This window comes from Paracoccus sp. NFXS7, from assembly GCF_040148865.1.
Lineage (GTDB): Bacteria > Pseudomonadota > Alphaproteobacteria > Rhodobacterales > Rhodobacteraceae > Paracoccus > Paracoccus marcusii.
This window is the reverse complement of the sequence record NZ_JAKEKV010000007.1, coordinates 231335-250360: the sequence shown is the minus strand read 5'-3', so window position 1 is coordinate 250360 and position 19026 is coordinate 231335. Positions and strand designations below refer to the sequence as shown.

The window sequence follows — 19026 nt, the reverse complement described above, 5'->3', positions numbered from 1 at the left end:
ATAGGCGCGGAATTCGCCGAAGTACTTCGTGATGGCCGCCGTCAGCGTCGTCTTGCCGTGGTCAACGTGGCCGATCGTGCCGATGTTGACGTGCGGTTTGTTCCGTTCAAACTTTGCCTTTGCCATGGAATGGCTCCTTGTTCTTCAATGCTTGTAAAGTGGCGGGGCGTGACGCCCCGCCGCAAGATCAGGCGTATTTCTTCTGGATCTCGTCCGAGATGTTCTGCGGCACGGCCTCATAGTGGTCGAACTGCATCGAGAACACAGCACGGCCGGACGACATCGAACGCAGGTTATTGATGTAGCCGAACATGTTGGCCAGCGGCACGAAGGCGTCGATGACGTTCGCGTTGCCGCGGCTGTCCTGCCCCCGGACCATGCCACGACGGCTGGTCAGGTCACCGATGATCGAACCGGTATACTCTTCCGGCGTGACGACCTCGACCTTCATGATCGGCTCCAGCAGCTTGGCGCCGGCCTTGCGCAGGCCCTCGCGCATCGCGGCGCGGGCCGCGATCTCGAACGCCAGGACCGAGGAGTCGACGTCGTGGAACGCACCGTCCGTCAGCGCGACCTTGAAGTCGATGACCGGGAAGCCTGCCAGCGGGCCCGAGTCCATGACGGACTTGATGCCCTTCTCGACGCCGGGGATGTATTCCTTCGGCACCGCACCGCCCACGATCTTCGATTCGAACGAATAGCCTTCGCCCGGCTCGGTCGGGGTGATGGTCAGCTTGATTCGGGCGAACTGGCCCGTACCACCGGTCTGCTTCTTGTGCGTGTAGTCGATGTCGGCCGACTGCGAGATGGTCTCGCGATAGGCCACCTGCGGCGCACCGATATTCGCCTCGACCTTGAACTCGCGCTTCATGCGGTCGACCAGGATGTCGAGGTGAAGTTCGCCCATGCCCTTCATGATCGTCTGGCCCGATTCAAGATCGGTTTCCACACGGAAGGACGGGTCTTCCGCCGACAGGCGCTGAAGGGCCAGGCCCATCTTCTCCTGGTCGGCCTTCGACTTGGGCTCGACGGCGATCTCGATCACCGGCTCGGGGAAGGTCATGGTCTCGAGGACCACCGGCTTGGCCGGATCGCACAGGGTGTCGCCCGTGGTGGTGTCCTTCAGACCGGCCAGCGCGATGATGTCGCCCGCAAAGGCCTCCTCGATCTCCTCGCGGTTGATCGAGTGCATCATCATCATGCGGCCGACGCGCTCGCGCTTGCCCTTGGTGGCGTTCAGCAACTGATCGCCCTTCTTCATCACGCCGGAATAGATGCGCGTGAAGGTCAGCGAGCCGACGAACGGGTCGTTCATGATCTTGAACGCCAGGCCCGAGAAGGGCATCGCGTCGTCCGCACGGCGTTCGATGTTGCGCGTCTCGGTCTCGTCGCCCGGGGTGAAGCCCATGTAGGCCGGCACGTCCAGCGGGTTCGGCAGGAAGTCGATGACCGCGTTCAGCAGGGGCTGCACGCCCTTGTTCTTGAACGCCGAACCGGCGGTGACGGGGAAGAACGACAGCGACAGCGTGCCCTTGCGGATCAGCGCGCGCAGCGTCTCCTCGTCGGGCTCGTTGCCCTCCAGGTAGGCTTCCATGGCGGCGTCGTCCATCTCGACGGCCAGCTCGATCATGTTCGAGCGCCACTCGTCGGCCAGGTCCTTCAGCTCGTCACGGATGGGCTTGCGGACCCAGGACGCGCCCAGATCTTCGCCTTCCCACACCCATTCTTCCATCTTGATCAGGTCGACGATGCCTTCCAGCTTGTCCTCGGCGCCGATCGGCAGGGCGATCGGGCACGGGATGCCGCCGGTGCGGTCCTTGATCATGCGGACGCAGTTGAAGAAGTCCGCGCCGATCTTGTCCATCTTGTTGACGAACACGATCCGCGGAACCTTGTAGCGGTCGGCCTGACGCCAGACGGTCTCGGTCTGCGGCTCGACGCCGGCATTGGCGTCCAGCAGACAGATCGCGCCGTCCAGAACCGCCAGCGAACGCTCGACCTCGATGGTGAAGTCCACGTGGCCGGGGGTGTCGATGATGTTGAAGCGGTACTTCGTGTCCGAAGTCCCCTCGGTGGTGGGGTCTTCCTGACGCTGCCAGAACGTGGTGGTCGCGGCAGACGTGATCGTGATGCCGCGCTCCTGCTCTTGCTCCATCCAGTCCATGGTCGCAGCGCCGTCATGCACTTCGCCGATCTTGTGCGACTTGCCGGTGTAGTAAAGGATGCGCTCGGTCGTCGTCGTCTTGCCGGCATCGATGTGGGCCATGATGCCGAAGTTGCGATAACGCGGAAGCTGATATTCGCGTGCCATGAAGTGGATCCTTTCGCCTTACCAGCGGTAGTGGCTGAACGCCTTGTTGGCGTCGGCCATCTTGTGCGTGTCTTCGCGCTTCTTGACGGCGGTTCCGCGGCCGTTGACGGCATCGGACAGCTCGCCCGCAAGGCGCTCTTCCATCGTGTTCTCGTTGCGCTTGGCCGCGGCCGTGATCAGCCAGCGGATGGCCAGCGCCTCGCGGCGGATCGGACGGACTTCGACCGGAACCTGGTACGTGGCACCACCGACGCGGCGCGAACGCACCTCGACGGACGGCTTCACGTTTTCCAGCGCCTCGTGGAAGACCTCGATGGGCTCGCGCTTGAGGCGGGTCTCGACGCGCTCCAGCGCATTGTAGACGATCCGCTCGGCAATCGACTTCTTGCCGTCAACCATCAGGTTGTTCATGAATTTGGTCAGCACGCGATCGCCATACTTGGCGTCGGGCAGGACATCGCGCTTCTCAGCGGCGTGACGACGTGACATGGATGCCTCTCCTTACTTCGGACGCTTCGCGCCGTATTTCGAACGACGCTGACGACGGTCTTTGACGCCCTGGGTATCCAGCACACCGCGCAGGATGTGGTAACGGACACCCGGAAGGTCTTTGACGCGGCCGCCGCGGATCAGCACGACGCTGTGTTCCTGCAGGTTGTGCTTCTCGCCCGGAATGTAGGAGATGACCTCGAAGCCATTCGTCAGGCGGACCTTGGCCACCTTACGCATAGCGGAGTTCGGCTTCTTCGGCGTCGTGGTGTAGACGCGCGTGCAGACACCGCGTTTCTGCGGGCAGCCCTGAAGGTGCATGGATTTAGACCGCTGCACTCTCGGCTGCCGCGGCTTGCGGATCAGCTGTTGGATCGTCGGCATTCGGTTCCCCGTCTTGCTCTGTCAATACTCGCAACCCACCGGTTGCGCCGCTTCTCGACGGCATCCTGCGCGAATCGCAAAATGCCAAGCCCGTCCCGCCCATAAAGGGCTGACGGGCATAATTCCAGAGGATCGAGGCTGTTCTGCCCGGACCCTGACCTCACAGGTTCTGGCACCCGATGCGGTTTCCCGCCGGGTCGCGTGGTCATAGGGGGAATCCCCGCCCCTGTCAACAAGCCCCCATGCCCCTGCGGCCTAGCCCAGGCTGCGCGCCAGCGCGGCCAGATCCGCCCGGCGCAGGCCGAAACGGCTGCGCAGCAGCCTGTTCATCGTGCCCTCCTCGGGCTGCCAGGGCAGGCCCGGCCCCATGTCGCCGGAATCGCTGTCGGCATGAATCGAGCGGATGAACATCAGGGGTCGCGTCACCTGAACGCCCGGCATCCACTGCGCCAGCTTGGTGTGGTTGAAATGCAGCGCCGTCCGCGGCGCGTCGGGCGCCAGGAAGATGGTCAGCGCCACCCCCATGTTGTGACAGATCCGCGGGGTGATCTTCAGCTGACCGTCGCGCGCCACGATGATCAGGCCGCGCCCATAGTCCAGCGACAGCTTGCCCTCGGCCTGCCACAGCGGGCTGACGCGCGCGAAATCGGCGCGCGCGCGGGCGATGTAATCGACCGCCACCGCATCGTCGTCGTCATGGCGGAAATGACCGATCACCTGCGCATCCGGGTCCAGATGCGGCGCCACCGCCGCGTGACAGGCCTCCAGGTGATAGTCCATCGGCGGCACCAGCGACAGGCGCAGCTGCGGCACCCGGTCGCACAGGTCGCGCAGCTGGCCCAGCCAGGGCTCGGGCAGGTCCGGCCCGGTCATGATCACCAGCGTGAAGTCAGGATCGGTCTGCGCCAGCCACCCCGGCAGGGCCACGGTCTGGAACCACAGCCAGCGCCGAGCCAGCCGGTCGGGATCGTACAGATAGGCACGGCGCGCCGCGATGCTGTCATGTTCGACCTGATAGCCGCGCAGTCCCAGATAGGAAAAGCGGCACAGTCCCAGCATCTGCACCCGCATCAGCGCCGCCGTCCCAGTTGAGCCTCGCGCCAGATGGTATAGATGCCCGCCCCCACGACAAGGGCCGATCCGACCCAGGTCCAGAGGTCCGGCCAGTCGCCGAAGATCACCAGTCCCAGAAAGATGGCCATCAGCAGCGAGGTATAGCGGAAGGGCGACACGGCCGCGATCTCTCCGACGCGCATGGCGGCCACGGCGCACAGGTAACCGACGGTCAGGAAGGCGCTGCCCAGGGCCAGCAGGGCAAGGTGCCACAGCTGCGGCATCACCCAGCCCTGCCCCAGGCTGAGGACGAACCCGGTCAGCGTGACCAGCACCGCGCCATAGAACGCGATGGTGTTCGAACTGACGTCGCGCCCGAACTGGCGCGTCGACAGGTCGCGCACCGCGACCAACAGCATCGCCCCAAGCGCGACCAGCGACCAGATGCCGAACGTGCCGCTGCCGGGGCGCAGGATGATCAGCACACCCAGCATGCCCACCCCCACCGCCAGGATGCGCCGCCAGCCCAGGGTCTCCTTGAAGAACAGCGCCGCCCCCAGCATCACCACCAGCGGCAGCGACTGCATCACCGCCGTCAGGTCGCCGATGGCCATGCGCTGCAGCGCGTTCAGGAACAGCAGGGTCGAGCCGATCTCTCCGACCAGCCGCAGGACCATCGGCGCGCGGGCGGGGGCCGGAATGCGCAGCCGCAGGCCCCCCGCACGCTGCGCGAGGATCATCAGGGCCAGCAGCACGAACACCCCCCGCAGCGTGATCGCCTGGTACAGCGGAATGTCCTGGACCACGAACTTGATGATCGCATCGTTGCAGGTGAACCCCATCATCGACAGCGTCATCAGCCCTGCCCCGCGCAGGTTGTCGCCCGGTTGTAGCGGTTCTGGCCGGATCGAGGCGGGCCGCGTGCGGCGCAGCGGGGACATCAGGGGCGTGGACATGGCGGCTTTCCGGAACAGGATGGCAAGGGGCTTGCGGCGACGGCTCAGGCCAACGGAGGATCCCCGCTGTCGGCATCCTGCGCCGGGTGCCGCAACCGCCCTGGCCGTGCGGGACGCGGTGCGGGCACGGATGTCGGCTGCACCTTGGACCAGTCGATCGGCACTCGCGCATTGGCATTGCCGACAGTGACGGGATGCTGACGCCACAGGCCCCGTTCGGCTTGAATGCCGACTCCGCCATCGGTGTCACACACGGAAGGCTGGGCCATGCCGACAATCGGACGACGCTGGCCCTTCCGCATCGTGAGGGGTTCGAAATGGCGGCCCATGCGGGCCCGGACGCCTCCTGCCACGATCTGCAACCCGCCCTGCACCGGCAGGGGGAAACGGCACAGACCCAGGGCTTGCATGCGCATCACGGTTCCTTGAACGGCAGATGCAGTATGTGCAGCCCGCAAGGGCGGTCAACCCAAAAGACAAAGGCCCGGCACTGGGTGCCGGGCCTTTGCATCATCAGTCAGGCGTCGCGATCAATCGTCGCTGCCGTCCTGCGGCAGATCCACCGGATCGGCCGCCGGGGTGGCGAAGGACGGCTCGGGCGCGGCCAGGGCTGCAGCGGCCTCGGCCTCGGCGCGGCGTGCCTCGATCACCTCGGCGTCGCGTTCGGTCGCGATGCGGCGAACGCGCGTGGTCGCACCACCGGTGCCCGCCGGGATCAGGCGGCCCACGATGACGTTCTCCTTGAGACCAACCAGCTTGTCGCGCTTGCCTTGGACGGCAGCCTCGGTCAGCACGCGGGTCGTCTCCTGGAAGGAGGCGGCCGAGATGAAGCTGCGGGTCTGCAGGCTGGCTTTGGTGATGCCCAGCAGGACAGGCTCGCCCGTGGCAGGACGTCCGCCGCGTGCCTCGATCTTGGCGTTCTCCTCGACGAACTCGTCACGCTCGACGTTCTCGCCCTTCAGCAGCGTGGTGTCGCCGCCGTCCAGGATCTCGATCTTCTGCAGCATCTGGCGAACGATCACCTCGATGTGCTTGTCGTTGATCTTCACGCCCTGCAGTCGATAGACGTCCTGCACCTCGTCGATGAGATAGTCGGCCAAGGCCTCAATCCCCATGATGCGCAGGATGTCATGCGGCGCAGGATTGCCGTCCATGATGTAGTCACCCTTCTGCACGAAGTCGCCTTCCTGCACCGGGATGTGCTTGCCTTTCGGCACCATGTACTCGACGGGGGTCAGACCCTCCTCGGACGGCTCCAGCGTGATGCGGCGCTTGTTCTTGTAGTCCTTGCCGAAGCGGACATAGCCGTCGATCTCGGCGATGATCGCGTGATCCTTGGGACGACGCGCCTCGAACAGTTCCGCCACGCGCGGCAGACCACCGGTGATGTCCTTGGTCCGCGCGCCTTCGCGCGGGATGCGGGCCACCACGTCGCCGGGCTTGATCTCCTGGCCGTCCTCGATCGACAGCACGGCATCCACAGACATCGGATAACTGACCGGGTTGCCCTGGTCGTTGCGCACCGGTTCGCCGTTGGCGTCCATGATGATGATCTCGGGCTTGAGGTCGTTGCCCTTGGGGGCCGACCGCCAGTCGGTCACGATCTTTTGGGTCATGCCCGTCGCATCGTCGGTCTCGTCGCGGACCGAGATCCCCGACAGCAGGTCGACGAACTTGGCGATGCCGCCCTTCTCCGCGATGATCGGCAGGGTATAGGGGTCCCATTCGAACAGCTTCGCGCCGCGGATGACCCGCTCGCCTTCCTTCACGAACAGCTTGGAGCCGTAGAACAGCTTGTGGCTGGCGCGCTCCTGCCCCTGGTCGTCCATGACCAGGATCTGCATGTTGCGCGACATCACGACCTGCTCGCCATTGGCGTTTTCCAGGATGCTCTCGTTGCGGAAGGCGATCGTGCCCTCGTGCGAGGCGGCCTGGAACGACTGCTGGCCACCCTGCGCGATGCCGCCGATGTGGAAGGTCCGCATCGTCAGCTGGGTGCCCGGTTCGCCGATCGACTGCGCGGCGATGATGCCGACAGCCTCGCCGATGTTGACCAGCGTGCCGCGGGCCAGATCGCGGCCATAGCACAGCGCGCAGATCCCGTCCTCGGATTCACAGGTCAGCGCCGAACGGATGCGCACGGACTGCACGCCCGCCGCCTCGATGGCGTCGGCCTTGCGTTCGTCGATCACCTCGTTGGCGCGGACGATGATCTCGTCCTCGCCCGGCACCAACACGTCCTCGGCCGCGGTCCGGCCCAGCACGCGCTCGGCCAGCGGGCTGATGACCTCGCCGTCGTTCACGGCGGCAGATGCGGTGATCGCGCGCTCGGTTCCGCAGTCATGCTCGCGGATGATGCAGTCCTGGGCGACGTCGACCAGACGACGCGTCAGATAGCCCGAGTTCGCGGTCTTCAACGCGGTGTCCGACAGACCCTTCCGGGCGCCGTGGGTCGAGTTGAAGTATTCAAGAACGGTCAGACCTTCCTTGAAGTTCGAGATGATCGGCGTCTCGATGATCTCGCCCGACGGCTTGGCCATCAGGCCCCGCATGCCGCCAAGCTGCTTCATCTGGTTGACCGAACCCCGCGCACCGGAATGCGCCATCATGTAGACAGAGTTCGGCTCCATCTCGGCGCCGTTCTCGTCGCGCTTGTTGGCCGAGATGGTGGACATCATGGCCTCGGTCACGCGGTCGTTGCACTTCGACCAGGCGTCCACGACCTTGTTGTACTTCTCGCCCTGGGTGATCAGGCCGTCCAGATACTGCTGTTCGAACTCCTTCACCTGCTCCTGGACCTCGCCGACGATGGTCCACTTGGTGTCGGGCACGACCATGTCGTCCTTGCCGAAGCTGATGCCGGCACGGAAGGCCTCGCGGAAGCCCAGACCCATGATCTGGTCGCAGAAGATCACCGATTCCTTCTGGCCGCAGTAGCGGTAGACGGTGTCGATGACGACCTGCACGTCCTTCTTGCGCAGCAGGCGGTTGACCAGTTCGAAAGGCGCCTTGGCGTTCAGCGGCAGCAGACCGCCAAGCCGCAGGCGGCCCGGGGTGGTCTCGAAACGCTTCCAGACCTCGTTGCCGTTCTGGTCGATCTGCTTCAGGCGCGCCTGGATCTTGGCGTGCAGATGTACCTCGCCGGCGGCCAGGGCATGCTCGACCTCGTCGATGTTGGCAAAGGCCATGCCCTCGCCCTTCATGCCGTCACGCTGCATCGAGACGTAGTACAGGCCCAGAATCATGTCCTGCGACGGCACGATGATCGGCGCGCCGTTGGCGGGCGACAGCACGTTGTTCGTCGACATCATTAGGACGCGCGCTTCCAGCTGCGCCTCCAGCGACAGGGGCACGTGCACGGCCATCTGGTCGCCGTCGAAGTCGGCGTTGAAGGCCGAACAGACCAGCGGGTGCAGCTGGATCGCCTTGCCCTCGATCAGGATCGGCTCGAACGCCTGGATGCCAAGACGGTGCAGCGTGGGCGCACGGTTCAAGAGAACCGGATGCTCGCGGATGACCTCGTCCAGGATGTCCCAGACTTCGGGGCGCTCCTTCTCGACCAGCTTCTTGGCCTGCTTGACGGTGCTGGACAGACCCTTCGCCTCAAGCCGCGAATAGATGAACGGCTTGAACAGCTCCAGGGCCATCTTCTTGGGCAGGCCACACTGATGCAGCTTCAGCTCGGGGCCGGTCACGATGACCGAACGACCCGAGAAGTCGACGCGCTTGCCCAGAAGGTTCTGGCGGAAGCGGCCCTGCTTGCCCTTCAGCATGTCGGACAGCGACTTCAGCGGGCGACGGTTGTTGCCCGTGATGACGCGGCCGCGACGGCCGTTGTCGAACAGCGCATCGACCGATTCCTGCAGCATGCGCTTTTCGTTGCGCACGATGATGTCGGGCGCACGCAGCTCGATCAGCCGCTTGAGGCGGTTGTTGCGGTTGATGACGCGACGATACAGGTCGTTCAGGTCCGACGTGGCGAACCGGCCGCCGTCCAGCGGGACCAGCGGGCGCAGTTCCGGCGGAATGACCGGGATCACGGTCAGGACCATCCATTCCGGACGGTTGCCCGATTCCAGGAAGCTCTCGACGATCTTCAGGCGCTTGATGATCTTCTTGGGCTTCAGCTCGCCGGTGGCGGCCTTCAGGTCCTCGCGCAGCTGGTCGGCTGTCGCCGCCAGGTCGATGTTGGCCAGCATCGCGCGGATGGCCTCGGCACCGATATCCGCTTGGAAGGCGTCGGCGCCAAAGTTGTCCTGCGCGTCCAGGAACTCTTCCTCGGACAACAGCTGGCCATAGGTCAGGTCGGTCAGACCCGGCTCGATGACGACATAGTTTTCAAAGTACAGAATGCGTTCCAGATCGCGCAGCGTCATGTCCAGCATCAGGCCGATGCGGGACGGCAGCGACTTCAGAAACCAGATGTGCGCAACGGGCGCCGCCAGCTCGATATGACCCATCCGCTCGCGGCGGACCTTCTGCAGGGTCACCTCGACGCCGCATTTTTCGCAGACCAGGCCGCGATACTTCATGCGCTTGTATTTGCCGCACAGGCATTCGTAATCCTTGATCGGACCAAAGATGCGCGCGCAGAACAGGCCGTCACGTTCCGGCTTGAACGTGCGGTAGTTGATGGTTTCAGGCTTCTTCACCTCGCCAAAGGACCAGGCCAGAATTTCTTCGGGCGAGGCCAGCGAGATCTTGATTTCATTGAACTGCCGCGGCGGGGCCAGCGGGTTCAGGGGGTTCGTGGCAAGTTCCTGGTTCATTCTCGATTCCTAATGAAGGGCATGGAGGAAGGGGTGGTGAGGGCGTTTGCCCTCACTCGTCCTCGTCCACATCCAGGAGTTCCATGTTGAGGCCCAGACCCCGGACCTCCTTGACCAGCACGTTGAACGATTCCGGCACACCAGCCTCGAAGTTGTCCTCGCCCTTGACGATGGACTCGTAGACCTTGGTGCGGCCGGCGACATCGTCCGACTTGACGGTCAGCATTTCCTGCAACGTATAGGCGGCGCCGTAGGCTTCCAGTGCCCAGACCTCCATCTCGCCAAGACGCTGGCCACCGAACTGGGCCTTACCGCCCAACGGCTGCTGCGTGACCAACGAGTACGGACCCGTCGAACGCGCGTGCATCTTGTCGTCGACAAGGTGGTGCAGCTTCAGGACGTACTTCATCCCGACGGTGACCTTGCGGGCGAACTGTTCGCCCGAACGGCCATCGAACACCACCGACTGGCCCGACGTGTCGAAACCGGCACGGGTTAGCGCGTCATTGACATCGGCTTCCTTGGCACCGTCGAAAACCGGCGTCGCGATCGGAACACCCGTGCGCACCGTGTCGGCGTGCTCGCGCAGCTGTTCGTCCTCCATGCCCTCGAACGTGTCGGCATACAGGTCGTCGCCGTAACCGATGCGCATGGCCTCGCGGACCGGAGTCATGTCGCCGTTGCGGCGGTAATCCTCCAGCGCCTCGTCGATCTTGAGGCCCAGGGCACGGCTGGCCCAACCCATGTGGGTCTCCAGGATCTGACCCACGTTCATGCGCGACGGCACGCCAAGGGGGTTCAGAACCAGGTCGACGGGGGTACCGTCCGCCAGGAACGGCATGTCCTCCATCGGGACGACCTTGGACACGACGCCCTTGTTGCCGTGACGACCGGCCATCTTGTCCCCCGCCTGAAGCTTGCGCTTCACGGCGACGAACACCTTGACCATCTTCATCACGCCCGGCGGCAGGTCGTCGCCCTGACGGACCTTCTCGACCTTGTCCTCGAAGCGGGCTTCCAGCAGCTTCTTCTGGGTGTCGTACTGACCGTTCAGCGCCTCGACATCCTTGGCGATGTCCTCTTCGCTGACGGCCAGCTGCCACCACTGGCCGCGGGACATGGTGCCCAGCAGCTCCTCGGTGATCTCGGTTCCCGACTTGATGCCTTTCGGCCCCTTCAGGGCGGTCTTGCCCAGGATCAGGGTCTTCAGACGCGCATAGATGTTGCGGTCCAGAATGCCCTGTTCGTCGTCGCGGTCGCGCGCTAGACGCTCGACTTCCTCGCGCTCGATCTGCAGGGCACGCTCGTCCTTGTCGACGCCGTGGCGGTTGAACACCCGGACCTCGACGATCGTGCCATAGGCACCCGGCGGCAGACGCAGCGAGGTGTCGCGGACGTCGGACGCCTTCTCACCGAAGATGGCGCGCAGCAGCTTTTCTTCCGGCGTCATCGGGCTTTCGCCCTTGGGGGTGATCTTGCCCACCAGGATGTCGCCCGGACCGCATTCGGCGCCGATATAGACGATGCCGGCTTCATCCAGATTGCGCAGGGCTTCTTCGCCCACGTTCGGGATGTCACGGGTGATCTCTTCCGGCCCCAGCTTGGTGTCGCGGGCCGCAACCTCGTATTCATCGATATGGATCGAGGTGAACACGTCATCGCGGTGGATCCGCTCGGAGATCAGGATCGAGTCCTCGTAGTTGTAGCCGTTCCACGGCATGAAGGCGACGACCACGTTCCGGCCGATCGCCAGTTCGCCCTGGTCGGTCGAGGGACCGTCCGCGATGACCTGGTTGGCCACGACCTTCTCTCCGACCTTCACCAGCGGGCGCTGGTTGATGGTCGAGGACTGGTTCGAACGCTTGAACTTGCGCAGACGATAGATGTCCACGCCCGCGTCGCCCGCGCCCATGTCCTCGGTCGCCCGGACCACGATCCGCTGCGCATCGACCTGGTCGATGATGCCGCCACGGCGCGCCATGATCGCGGCGCCCGAATCGCGCGCCACGGTGGCTTCCATGCCGGTGCCCACGAACGGCGCCTCGGCACGCAGCAGAGGCACGGCCTGACGCTGCATGTTCGAGCCCATCAGCGCGCGGTTGGCGTCGTCGTTCTCAAGGAACGGGATCAGCGCCGCGGCGACCGAAACCAGCTGCTTGGGCGACACGTCGATCAGGTCGACCGCATCGACCGGGTTCAGCATGAAGTCGCCTGATTGGCGGGTCGAGATCAGCTCGTCGGTGAAGTTGCCGTTCTCGTCCAGGGTCGCGTTGGCCTGCGCCACGGTGTGACGCATCTCCTCGGTCGCGGACATGTAGACGACATCATCGGTCACGTGACCGTCGACCACCTTGCGGTAGGGCGTCTCGATGAAGCCGTACTTGTTCACCCGTGCAAAGGTGGCAAGGCTGTTGATCAGGCCGATGTTCTGGCCTTCCGGCGTCTCGATCGGGCACATCCGGCCGTAATGGGTCGGGTGGACGTCGCGAACCTCGAAGCCTGCGCGTTCGCGCGTCAGACCGCCCGGCCCCAGGGCCGACAGGCGACGCTTGTGCGTCACTTCGGACAGCGGGTTGGTCTGGTCCATGAACTGCGACAGCTGGCTGGAGCCAAAGAATTCACGCACCGCCGCCGCTGCGGGTTTCGCGTTGATCAGGTCCTGCGGCATGACGGTGTCGATCTCGACGCCGGACATGCGCTCGCGGATGGCACGCTCCATGCGCAGCAGGCCGACGCGGTACTGGTTCTCCATCAGCTCGCCGACCGAACGCACCCGGCGGTTGCCCAGGTGGTCGATATCGTCGATCTCGCCCTTGCCGTCGCGCAGTTCGACCAGGCCGCTGATGCAGGACACGATGTCCTCGTGGCGCAGCGTGCGCTGCGTGTCAGGGGCGTCCAGATCAAGGCGCATGTTCATCTTGACCCGGCCCACGGCGGACAGGTCGTAACGCTCGCTGTCGAAGAACAGCGAGTTGAACAGGTTCGACGCGGCCTCGACGGTGGGCGGCTCGCCCGGGCGCATGACGCGATAGATGTCCATCAGCGCGCCTTCGCGGCCCATGTTCTTGTCAGCCGCCATCGTGTTGCGGATGTAGGGACCCACGTTGACGTGGTCGATGTCCAGAACCGGCACGTCGGTGATGTCGTTGTCCAGCAGCACCTTCAGCAGGCCACCGGTCATCTCGCCCTGCTTGTCGTATTCCGCGGTGATCTCGTCGCCGGCCTCGGCATAGATAAAGCCGGTCTGGTTGTTGACGATGTCCTTGGCGACGAAGCGGCCGACGATGCGCTCGAACGGGACGAACAGGTTCAGCTGCTCTTCGGATTCCAGCAGCTTCTTCACCAGGCGCGGGGTGACCTTCTCGCCGGCCTTCGTGATGACCTCGCCGGTATCGGCGTTCACCAGGTCATAGGCAGGCCGGGTGCCGCGCACGCGCTCGGGGAAGAACCGCGTCACCCAGCCCTGCTCGCGCCCCTCGCGGCGCAGGGAGTAGGTCACGGTCTCGTAGAACGCGTCCATGATCGCTTCCTGATCCATGCCCAGGGCATAGAGCAGCGTCGTCACCGGCAGCTTGCGGCGGCGGTCGATGCGCGCGAACACCAGATCCTTGGCGTCGAATTCGAAGTCCAGCCACGAGCCGCGATAGGGAATGATGCGGCAGGCGAACAGCAGTTTGCCCGAGGAATGGGTCTTGCCGCGGTCATGGTCGAAGAACACGCCCGGGCTGCGGTGCATCTGGCTGACGACCACGCGCTCGGTGCCGTTCACGATGAACGTGCCGTTCGTCGTCATCAGGGGCATGTCGCCCATGAAAACGTCCTGTTCCTTGATGTCCTTGACGGATTTCGCCCCGGTGTTCTCGTCGACATCGAACACGATCAGACGCAGGGTGACCTTCAGCGGCGCGGCATAGGTCATGTCGCGCTGCTGACACTCGTCCACGTCGTATTTCGGCTTCTCCAGCTCGTACTTGACGAACTCCAGCGTGGCCGTCTCGTTGAAGTCCTTGATCGGGAACACCGACTGGAACACGCCCTGGATGCCGTCACCATCGTTATGACCGCTGCCCTCGCCCGAGTTCAGGAACAGGTCATAGGAGGATTTCTGAACCTCGATCAGGTTCGGCATCTCCAGAACTTCACGGATGTTGCCATAATAGCGGCGGATCCGCTTTTGGCCGACATAAGCTTGCGCCATGGGGTCTTGTCACCTTTCGTCTTCGCGCGCGTCCGGGTCGGGGCCCCCGGAACGCACCTACGAATGCAGGGGTGAGGTTCCATTCGTGCCACGCGTCCCACCGCGCGGCTCCCGAACCTCGAACATGCCCTGAAGGAATGTCCGCCAGCCGGACCGCCCTTCAAGACAGGTTCGGCAGGGACCGGGAAACCCCGGACCCTGCCTGTCTTCAACCGATCAAAGGATCGATTACTTCAGCTCGACCTTGGCGCCGGCTGCTTCCAGCTTCTTCTTCACTTCTTCGGCGTCAGCCTTGGAAGCGCCTTCTTTGACCTTGCCGCCAGCTTCGACCAGGTCCTTGGCTTCTTTCAGGCCCAGACCGGTGATGCCGCGAACTTCCTTGATCACGTTGATCTTGTTGGCGCCGGCTTCGACCAGGACGACGTCGAATTCGGTCTTCTCTTCGGCGGCTTCTGCCGAAGCAGCGGGGCCAGCCATCATGACGGCGCCACCGGCAGCCGGCTCGATGCCGTACTCATCCTTCAGGATGGTCTTCAGTTCCTGGGCTTCCAGCAGGGTCAGGCCCACGATTTCTTCGGCGAGTTTCTTCAGATCAGCCATTTTTCCGTTCTTTCCAGTTAATGTTCCAACGTCGGGTCTTCAACCACCAGTCGGGAATAGGTTGCTTACGCAGCCTCACGTTCCTCGAGGGTCGTGAGGATGCTCGCGATGTTCGAAGCAGACGCGCCAATGGCACCGGCGATGTTCGAAGCGGGCGCACCGAGGCACGACACGATCTGAGCGATCAGCTCATCACGCGACGGCATCGAGGCGACGGCTTTCACACCGGCCGGATCCAGGGCCGAACCACCCATCGCACCGCCCAGGATCACGAAACGATCGTTATCCTTGGCGTACTTGTCGGCGATCCGCGCAGCAGCGGTCGGATCCTCCGAATAGGTGATCACGGTCATGCCCGTCAGGTAGTCGGCGATGCTTGCGCAAGGCTTTCCTTCCAGGGCGATCTTGGCGAGCTTGTTCTTGGCAACGCGAACCGAACCACCCGCTTCGCGCATGCGCGCGCGGAGGTCCTGCATATGTGCAACCGTCATCCCCTCGTAGTGGGCAACCACCACGACGCCAGAGCTTTCGAAGATCTGGCCGAGTTCCTCGACCAGCTGTTCTTTCTGTGCTCTATCCACGGTTTCACTCCAAGTTGGGGGTTTCCCCCCGGCTCTCACTTTTCCCGGTCTCGAACGGGACCGGGTCGGGTCCGTTAGGGCAAGATCACCCGAAGGACTGGGCCTTCGGAAAAACGCTTCCCCATCTCAGGAAGGCAATTAAGCAAGGTTTCCCCCGCACCCTCCGTCTCGGACAGGACAGGGCCGCGTGCGGCCCCGCCATTCCCCGCCCTTGTCCGGCGGGGAAATTCCTGTGGTCAGTTCGCGGTCGCAGAGACCACGTCGATCGACACGCCCGGACCCATGGTCGAGCTGATCGAGACCTTTTTCATGTAGGTGCCCTTGGCACCCGTCGGCTTTGCGCGGCTGACCGCGTCCACGAAGGCGCGCAGGTTCTGGGCCAGCTTGTCCTCGTCGAACGAGACCTTGCCGATGCCGGCATGGACGACGCCCGCCTTCTCGGCCTTGAACTGGACCTCGCCGCCCTTGGCTGCTTCGACGGCCGATTTCACGTCCATCGTCACGGTGCCGACCTTGGGGTTCGGCATCAGGTTGCGCGGGCCCAGGATCTTGCCCAGACGGCCGACCAGCGGCATCATGTCCGGCGTCGCGATGCAACGGTCGAACTCGATCTTGCCGGACTGGATGGTCTCCATCAGGTCCTCGGCGCCAACGATGTCCGCGCCGGCGGCCTTGGCTTCGTCAGCCTTGGGGCCACGGGCGAACACGGCGACGCGGACGTCCTTGCCGGTGCCTGCGGGCAGGGTCACCACGCCGCGGACCATCTGGTCGGCGTGACGCGGGTCGACGCCTAGGTTCAGCGCGATCTCGACGGTCTCGTCGAACTTGGCCGAGGCCTGTGCCTTGACCAGCTTGACGGCGTCCTCGACGGTCAGGTTGGCCTTGCCTTCGAAGGCGGCGCGGGCGGCGGTCTTCTTCTTGGAAACGTTTGCCATGATCAGCCCCTCACCTCGATGCCGATCGACCGGGCGGAGCCGACGATGATCTTCATCGCGGCATCTACGTCGTTCGCCGACAGGTCCTTCATCTTGGTCTCGGCGATCTCGCGGATCTGCTTGACCGTCACGGTGCCTGCGGTGGCACGGCCCGGCTTATCCGAACCCTTGGCGCGGTTGCGCTTGCCGACCGGCTTCAGGCCGGCTGCCTTCTTGAGCAGGAAGGACGCGGGCGGCGTCTTCGTCTCGAAGGTGAACGACTTGTCGGCATAATAGGTGATGACGACGGGCACGGGCGAACCCTGCTCCATCTCCTGGGTCTTGGCGTTGAACTCTTTGCAGAACGCCATGATATTGATGCCGCGCTGACCCAGGGCCGGGCCGACGGGGGGCGACGGGTTCGCTTGGCCCGCCTTGATCTGCAGCTTCAGGCTGCCAACAACTTTCTTGGCCATCTGGCCTTCTCCTTTGTCATCAAGCCCCGCACGGGGGCCGATTTAGCGGTGCGGCCTCACGGCCTCCCGCAACCGATCACGAAGATTTCGAAACCTGCGTGAATTCCAGTTCGACCGGCGTCGGCCGGCCAAAGATCGACACGGTCACCTTGATGCGCGAGGAAATCTCGTCGATCTCCTCGACCATTCCCGAGAACCCCTCGAACGGACCGTCGGTCACGCTGACCTTCTCGCCAACGTCAAAGCGGATCAGGTTGCGCGGCGCGGCGGGTGCGCCGTCGTCCGAGCGGTGCAGCATCATGTTCACTTCGTCGTCGCGCATCGGCATCGGTTTGCCCTGCGCGCCCAGAAAGCCGGTGACGCGGTTGATCGAGTTGACCAGGTGATAGGTCCGGTCCGACATCTCCATGTGCACCAGCACATAGCCGGGCATGAAGCGGCGCTCGGACGTCACCTTCTTGCCGCGACGGATCTCGATCACTTCCTCGGTCGGGACCAGGACCTCGTCGATCTGGTCGTCCAGGCCCTTCTCAGCGACGGACTGGCGAATCGCCTCGGCGACCTTCTTTTCGAAGTTCGACAGGACGCTGACCGAATACCAACGTTTTGCCATGTCTCGATCGACCCCTGCTCATCTTTCGGGAATCACGCGGACAGCGCGCCAACCCTTTGAATTCCATGTCGTCCGGAAATATGCAAATCGGCGCGCATGCGCATTCGATGCACGCCGTGTCCCGGACAGTCGGGGGGAAATACCGCCCCCCGCCCGCAATTGCAAGCCCTGATCAGCCGCTGATCAGGCGCAGCCCCTGGGTCAGACCGGTGCGGATCGTCAGGTCGACCAGGAAGAAGAACAGGCTGGTGATCGAGGCGAAGATCAGGACCATGATGGTCGTGGTGATCACCTCGCGGCGCGTCGGCCAGGAAATCTTGGCGGCTTCGGCGCGGACCTGGTTGATGAACTGGACGGGATTGGCCACGGGCGGCTCCTTGGGCAAATGCGACCGCGGGTCTAGCCGGGCACGCCCGGCTTTTCAACCCTGATCGCGGTCAGGACGCAGGTCTGGCGGAAGGACCTGGCAGGGGCAGGGGGACTCGAACCCACGACCCTCGGTTTTGGAGACCGATGCTCTACCAACTGAGCTATACCCCTGAGGTCGGGCCTAATTAGTGCCACCCCGTCCGCCCGTCAAGCAGATATCGGACCGCTACAGATGGCGCGGAAACTCGATCTTGGGGCAGCGGTCCTGAACCACGGTGATGCCGCGTGCGCGGGCACGCTCGGCGGCCGCGTCGTCGCGCACGCCAAGCTGGGTCCAGATCACCTGCAGGTCGGGCAGATGGGCCAGCGCCTCGTCGACCACCTGCCCCACCGCGTCCGAGCGGCGGAAGATGTCGACAAGCTGCACCCCTTCGGCAGCCGGGATGTCGGCCAGCGTCGCATAGACGCGCTCTCCCAGGATGGTCTGGCCGTCGTGACCTGGATTGACCGGGATGACGCGGATGCCCTGGGACTGCAGATAGCGGGCGACGCCCCAGCTGGGCCGCGCCTCGTTGGGGGACAGGCCCACCATTGCCACGACCTTTGTGTCGCGGGCGATGCGCGCGATGTCGTGATCCTCGTCCGTGTGGATGTCCATGATCGTCCCTCCTCCGGGCCGCAGCCGCAGGTTGCAGCCTCTCATAGAAAAAGCGCCCGGTCCATACGATGGCCGGGCGCAAGTCGCGGAACGAGGGACAGTGATCTGGACATGACCGTTCCGGGGTCATGCCATGAGGTGTAAATGGGCATCAGGCAGAAAAGTTCCACCCCGCTCACGCATTTGTGATTCTTGTGTCGCCAGCGTCAGCGCCACAGGCGCTGAGCCTCCGCCACGATCCCGGCGGGGTCGCTGGACAGGCGCCGTTCCGCGGCACCTGATTCCAGCAGGTACAGCCTGCCCGCCACCACCGCGAAATGGCGCGGATCGCCCATCTGCGGGCGTCCGTCGACGATGGACACCGGGCACATTCCGTCCAGCGCCGGGGCAAAGGATCGCGGGTTGGCCTCGAACCGGGCGCGATTCTCTTCGGATGCGAAATGCCACAACTGACCCTTCCACATCGTCGCGATGTCGCTGCGCCCCGGGGTCGGGCGACCGGCCTGCGCATAGCCCACCGGGTCGAACCCGCCCACGGCCCAGTCCTGCGCCGCCGCGGGAAGCGCGGCCGCAAGGCTGATCAGCAGGCACAGGACAGAGGCTTTCATGACGACTCGACGGTTGCGGTCCGGTCTACTTGACAGCAGCCGGACCA

Annotated in this window: 17 protein-coding genes and 1 tRNA gene; all 18 read right to left on the bottom strand. The window is 64.2% G+C overall.

The window, feature by feature from the left end:
• Positions 1 to 126 (bottom strand): GTP-binding protein (locus LZ686_RS13540; RefSeq protein WP_232017738.1); only part of this gene is annotated, 126 nt, incomplete at its 3' end.
• Between the two features lie 61 nt (positions 127 to 187).
• On the bottom strand, positions 188 to 2311 hold the full coding sequence (fusA, locus tag LZ686_RS13535; RefSeq protein WP_045981370.1) for an elongation factor G: 2124 nt from the start codon (positions 2309 to 2311) through the stop codon (positions 188 to 190).
• Between the two features lie 18 nt (positions 2312 to 2329).
• Positions 2330 to 2800, bottom strand: coding sequence for a 30S ribosomal protein S7 (rpsG, locus tag LZ686_RS13530; protein WP_042252807.1), 471 nt, complete (start codon positions 2798 to 2800; stop codon positions 2330 to 2332).
• Between the two features lie 12 nt (positions 2801 to 2812).
• Positions 2813 to 3184 carry a 30S ribosomal protein S12 gene (rpsL, locus tag LZ686_RS13525; protein ID WP_042252808.1) on the bottom strand — a complete coding sequence of 124 codons (372 nt, stop codon included), beginning with the start codon at positions 3182 to 3184 and terminating at the stop codon, positions 2813 to 2815.
• 255 nt (positions 3185 to 3439) lie between these two features.
• Positions 3440 to 4255, bottom strand: a complete 816-nt coding sequence (locus tag LZ686_RS13520) for a glycosyltransferase (RefSeq protein ID WP_349548127.1) — start codon at positions 4253 to 4255, stop codon at positions 3440 to 3442.
• A complete protein-coding gene (locus LZ686_RS13515) occupies positions 4255 to 5193 on the bottom strand; it encodes a DMT family transporter (RefSeq protein WP_139599500.1) in 939 nt (312 codons plus the stop codon). The genes LZ686_RS13520 and LZ686_RS13515 overlap by 1 nt, the downstream gene beginning before the upstream one ends.
• A 44-nt stretch (positions 5194 to 5237) precedes the next feature.
• The gene (locus tag LZ686_RS13510) at positions 5238 to 5609 is read right to left on the bottom strand and encodes a hypothetical protein (RefSeq protein WP_349548126.1); all 372 of its coding nucleotides are present in this window, start codon (positions 5607 to 5609) and stop codon (positions 5238 to 5240) included.
• A 114-nt stretch (positions 5610 to 5723) separates the two neighbouring features.
• Positions 5724 to 9962 (bottom strand): DNA-directed RNA polymerase subunit beta', encoded by a 4239-nt coding sequence (gene rpoC, locus LZ686_RS13505; RefSeq protein ID WP_349548125.1) that lies wholly within the window; start codon positions 9960 to 9962, stop codon positions 5724 to 5726.
• A gap of 52 nt (positions 9963 to 10014) precedes the next feature.
• Positions 10015 to 14160, bottom strand: coding sequence for a DNA-directed RNA polymerase subunit beta (gene rpoB / locus LZ686_RS13500; RefSeq protein ID WP_349548124.1), 4146 nt, complete (start codon positions 14158 to 14160; stop codon positions 10015 to 10017).
• A 228-nt stretch (positions 14161 to 14388) separates the two neighbouring features.
• Positions 14389 to 14760, bottom strand: coding sequence for a 50S ribosomal protein L7/L12 (gene rplL / locus LZ686_RS13495; protein WP_042249114.1), 372 nt, complete (start codon positions 14758 to 14760; stop codon positions 14389 to 14391).
• A gap of 65 nt (positions 14761 to 14825) precedes the next feature.
• Positions 14826 to 15341 carry a 50S ribosomal protein L10 gene (rplJ, locus tag LZ686_RS13490; protein ID WP_349548123.1) on the bottom strand — a complete coding sequence of 172 codons (516 nt, stop codon included), beginning with the start codon at positions 15339 to 15341 and terminating at the stop codon, positions 14826 to 14828.
• A 236-nt stretch (positions 15342 to 15577) separates the two neighbouring features.
• The gene (gene rplA, locus LZ686_RS13485; RefSeq protein WP_046001339.1) at positions 15578 to 16276 is read right to left on the bottom strand and encodes a 50S ribosomal protein L1; all 699 of its coding nucleotides are present in this window, start codon (positions 16274 to 16276) and stop codon (positions 15578 to 15580) included.
• Between the two features lie 2 nt (positions 16277 to 16278).
• A complete protein-coding gene (gene rplK / locus LZ686_RS13480) occupies positions 16279 to 16731 on the bottom strand; it encodes a 50S ribosomal protein L11 (protein WP_045981377.1) in 453 nt (150 codons plus the stop codon).
• 76 nt (positions 16732 to 16807) lie between these two features.
• Complete coding sequence (nusG, locus tag LZ686_RS13475) at positions 16808 to 17344, bottom strand: transcription termination/antitermination protein NusG (protein ID WP_045981378.1); 537 nt, start codon at positions 17342 to 17344, stop codon at positions 16808 to 16810.
• A gap of 172 nt (positions 17345 to 17516) precedes the next feature.
• Positions 17517 to 17711, bottom strand: a complete 195-nt coding sequence (secE, locus tag LZ686_RS13470) for a preprotein translocase subunit SecE (protein ID WP_042249102.1) — start codon at positions 17709 to 17711, stop codon at positions 17517 to 17519.
• Between the two features lie 97 nt (positions 17712 to 17808).
• Positions 17809 to 17884: transfer RNA gene (locus tag LZ686_RS13465), tRNA-Trp, on the bottom strand.
• A gap of 55 nt (positions 17885 to 17939) precedes the next feature.
• Positions 17940 to 18371, bottom strand: coding sequence for a CoA-binding protein (locus tag LZ686_RS13460; protein WP_046001338.1), 432 nt, complete (start codon positions 18369 to 18371; stop codon positions 17940 to 17942).
• A 206-nt stretch (positions 18372 to 18577) separates the two neighbouring features.
• Complete coding sequence (locus LZ686_RS13455) at positions 18578 to 18979, bottom strand: YHS domain-containing (seleno)protein (protein WP_045981380.1); 402 nt, start codon at positions 18977 to 18979, stop codon at positions 18578 to 18580.
• Positions 18980 to 19026: the final 47 nt, after the last annotated feature.

Excerpts from the sequence above, each read along its gene's own strand:
- LZ686_RS13510 (WP_349548126.1), bottom strand. The coding sequence starts at position 5,609 with ATGCGCATGCAAGCCCTGGGTCTGTGCCGTTTCCCCCTGCCGGTGCAG.
- rpsL (WP_042252808.1), bottom strand. The coding sequence starts at position 3,184 with ATGCCGACGATCCAACAGCTGATCCGCAAGCCGCGGCAGCCGAGAGTG.
- LZ686_RS13460 (WP_046001338.1), bottom strand. The coding sequence starts at position 18,371 with ATGGACATCCACACGGACGAGGATCACGACATCGCGCGCATCGCCCGC.
- rpsG (WP_042252807.1), bottom strand. The coding sequence starts at position 2,800 with ATGTCACGTCGTCACGCCGCTGAGAAGCGCGATGTCCTGCCCGACGCC.
- LZ686_RS13515 (WP_139599500.1), bottom strand. The coding sequence starts at position 5,193 with ATGTCCACGCCCCTGATGTCCCCGCTGCGCCGCACGCGGCCCGCCTCG.
- fusA (WP_045981370.1), bottom strand. The coding sequence starts at position 2,311 with ATGGCACGCGAATATCAGCTTCCGCGTTATCGCAACTTCGGCATCATG.
- rpoB (WP_349548124.1), bottom strand. The coding sequence starts at position 14,160 with ATGGCGCAAGCTTATGTCGGCCAAAAGCGGATCCGCCGCTATTATGGC.
- rplK (WP_045981377.1), bottom strand. The coding sequence starts at position 16,731 with ATGGCCAAGAAAGTTGTTGGCAGCCTGAAGCTGCAGATCAAGGCGGGC.
- LZ686_RS13455 (WP_045981380.1), bottom strand. The coding sequence starts at position 18,979 with ATGAAAGCCTCTGTCCTGTGCCTGCTGATCAGCCTTGCGGCCGCGCTT.
- nusG (WP_045981378.1), bottom strand. The coding sequence starts at position 17,344 with ATGGCAAAACGTTGGTATTCGGTCAGCGTCCTGTCGAACTTCGAAAAG.
- rplA (WP_046001339.1), bottom strand. The coding sequence starts at position 16,276 with ATGGCAAACGTTTCCAAGAAGAAGACCGCCGCCCGCGCCGCCTTCGAA.
- rplL (WP_042249114.1), bottom strand. The coding sequence starts at position 14,760 with ATGGCTGATCTGAAGAAACTCGCCGAAGAAATCGTGGGCCTGACCCTG.
- LZ686_RS13520 (WP_349548127.1), bottom strand. The coding sequence starts at position 4,255 with ATGCGGGTGCAGATGCTGGGACTGTGCCGCTTTTCCTATCTGGGACTG.
- rpoC (WP_349548125.1), bottom strand. The coding sequence starts at position 9,962 with ATGAACCAGGAACTTGCCACGAACCCCCTGAACCCGCTGGCCCCGCCG.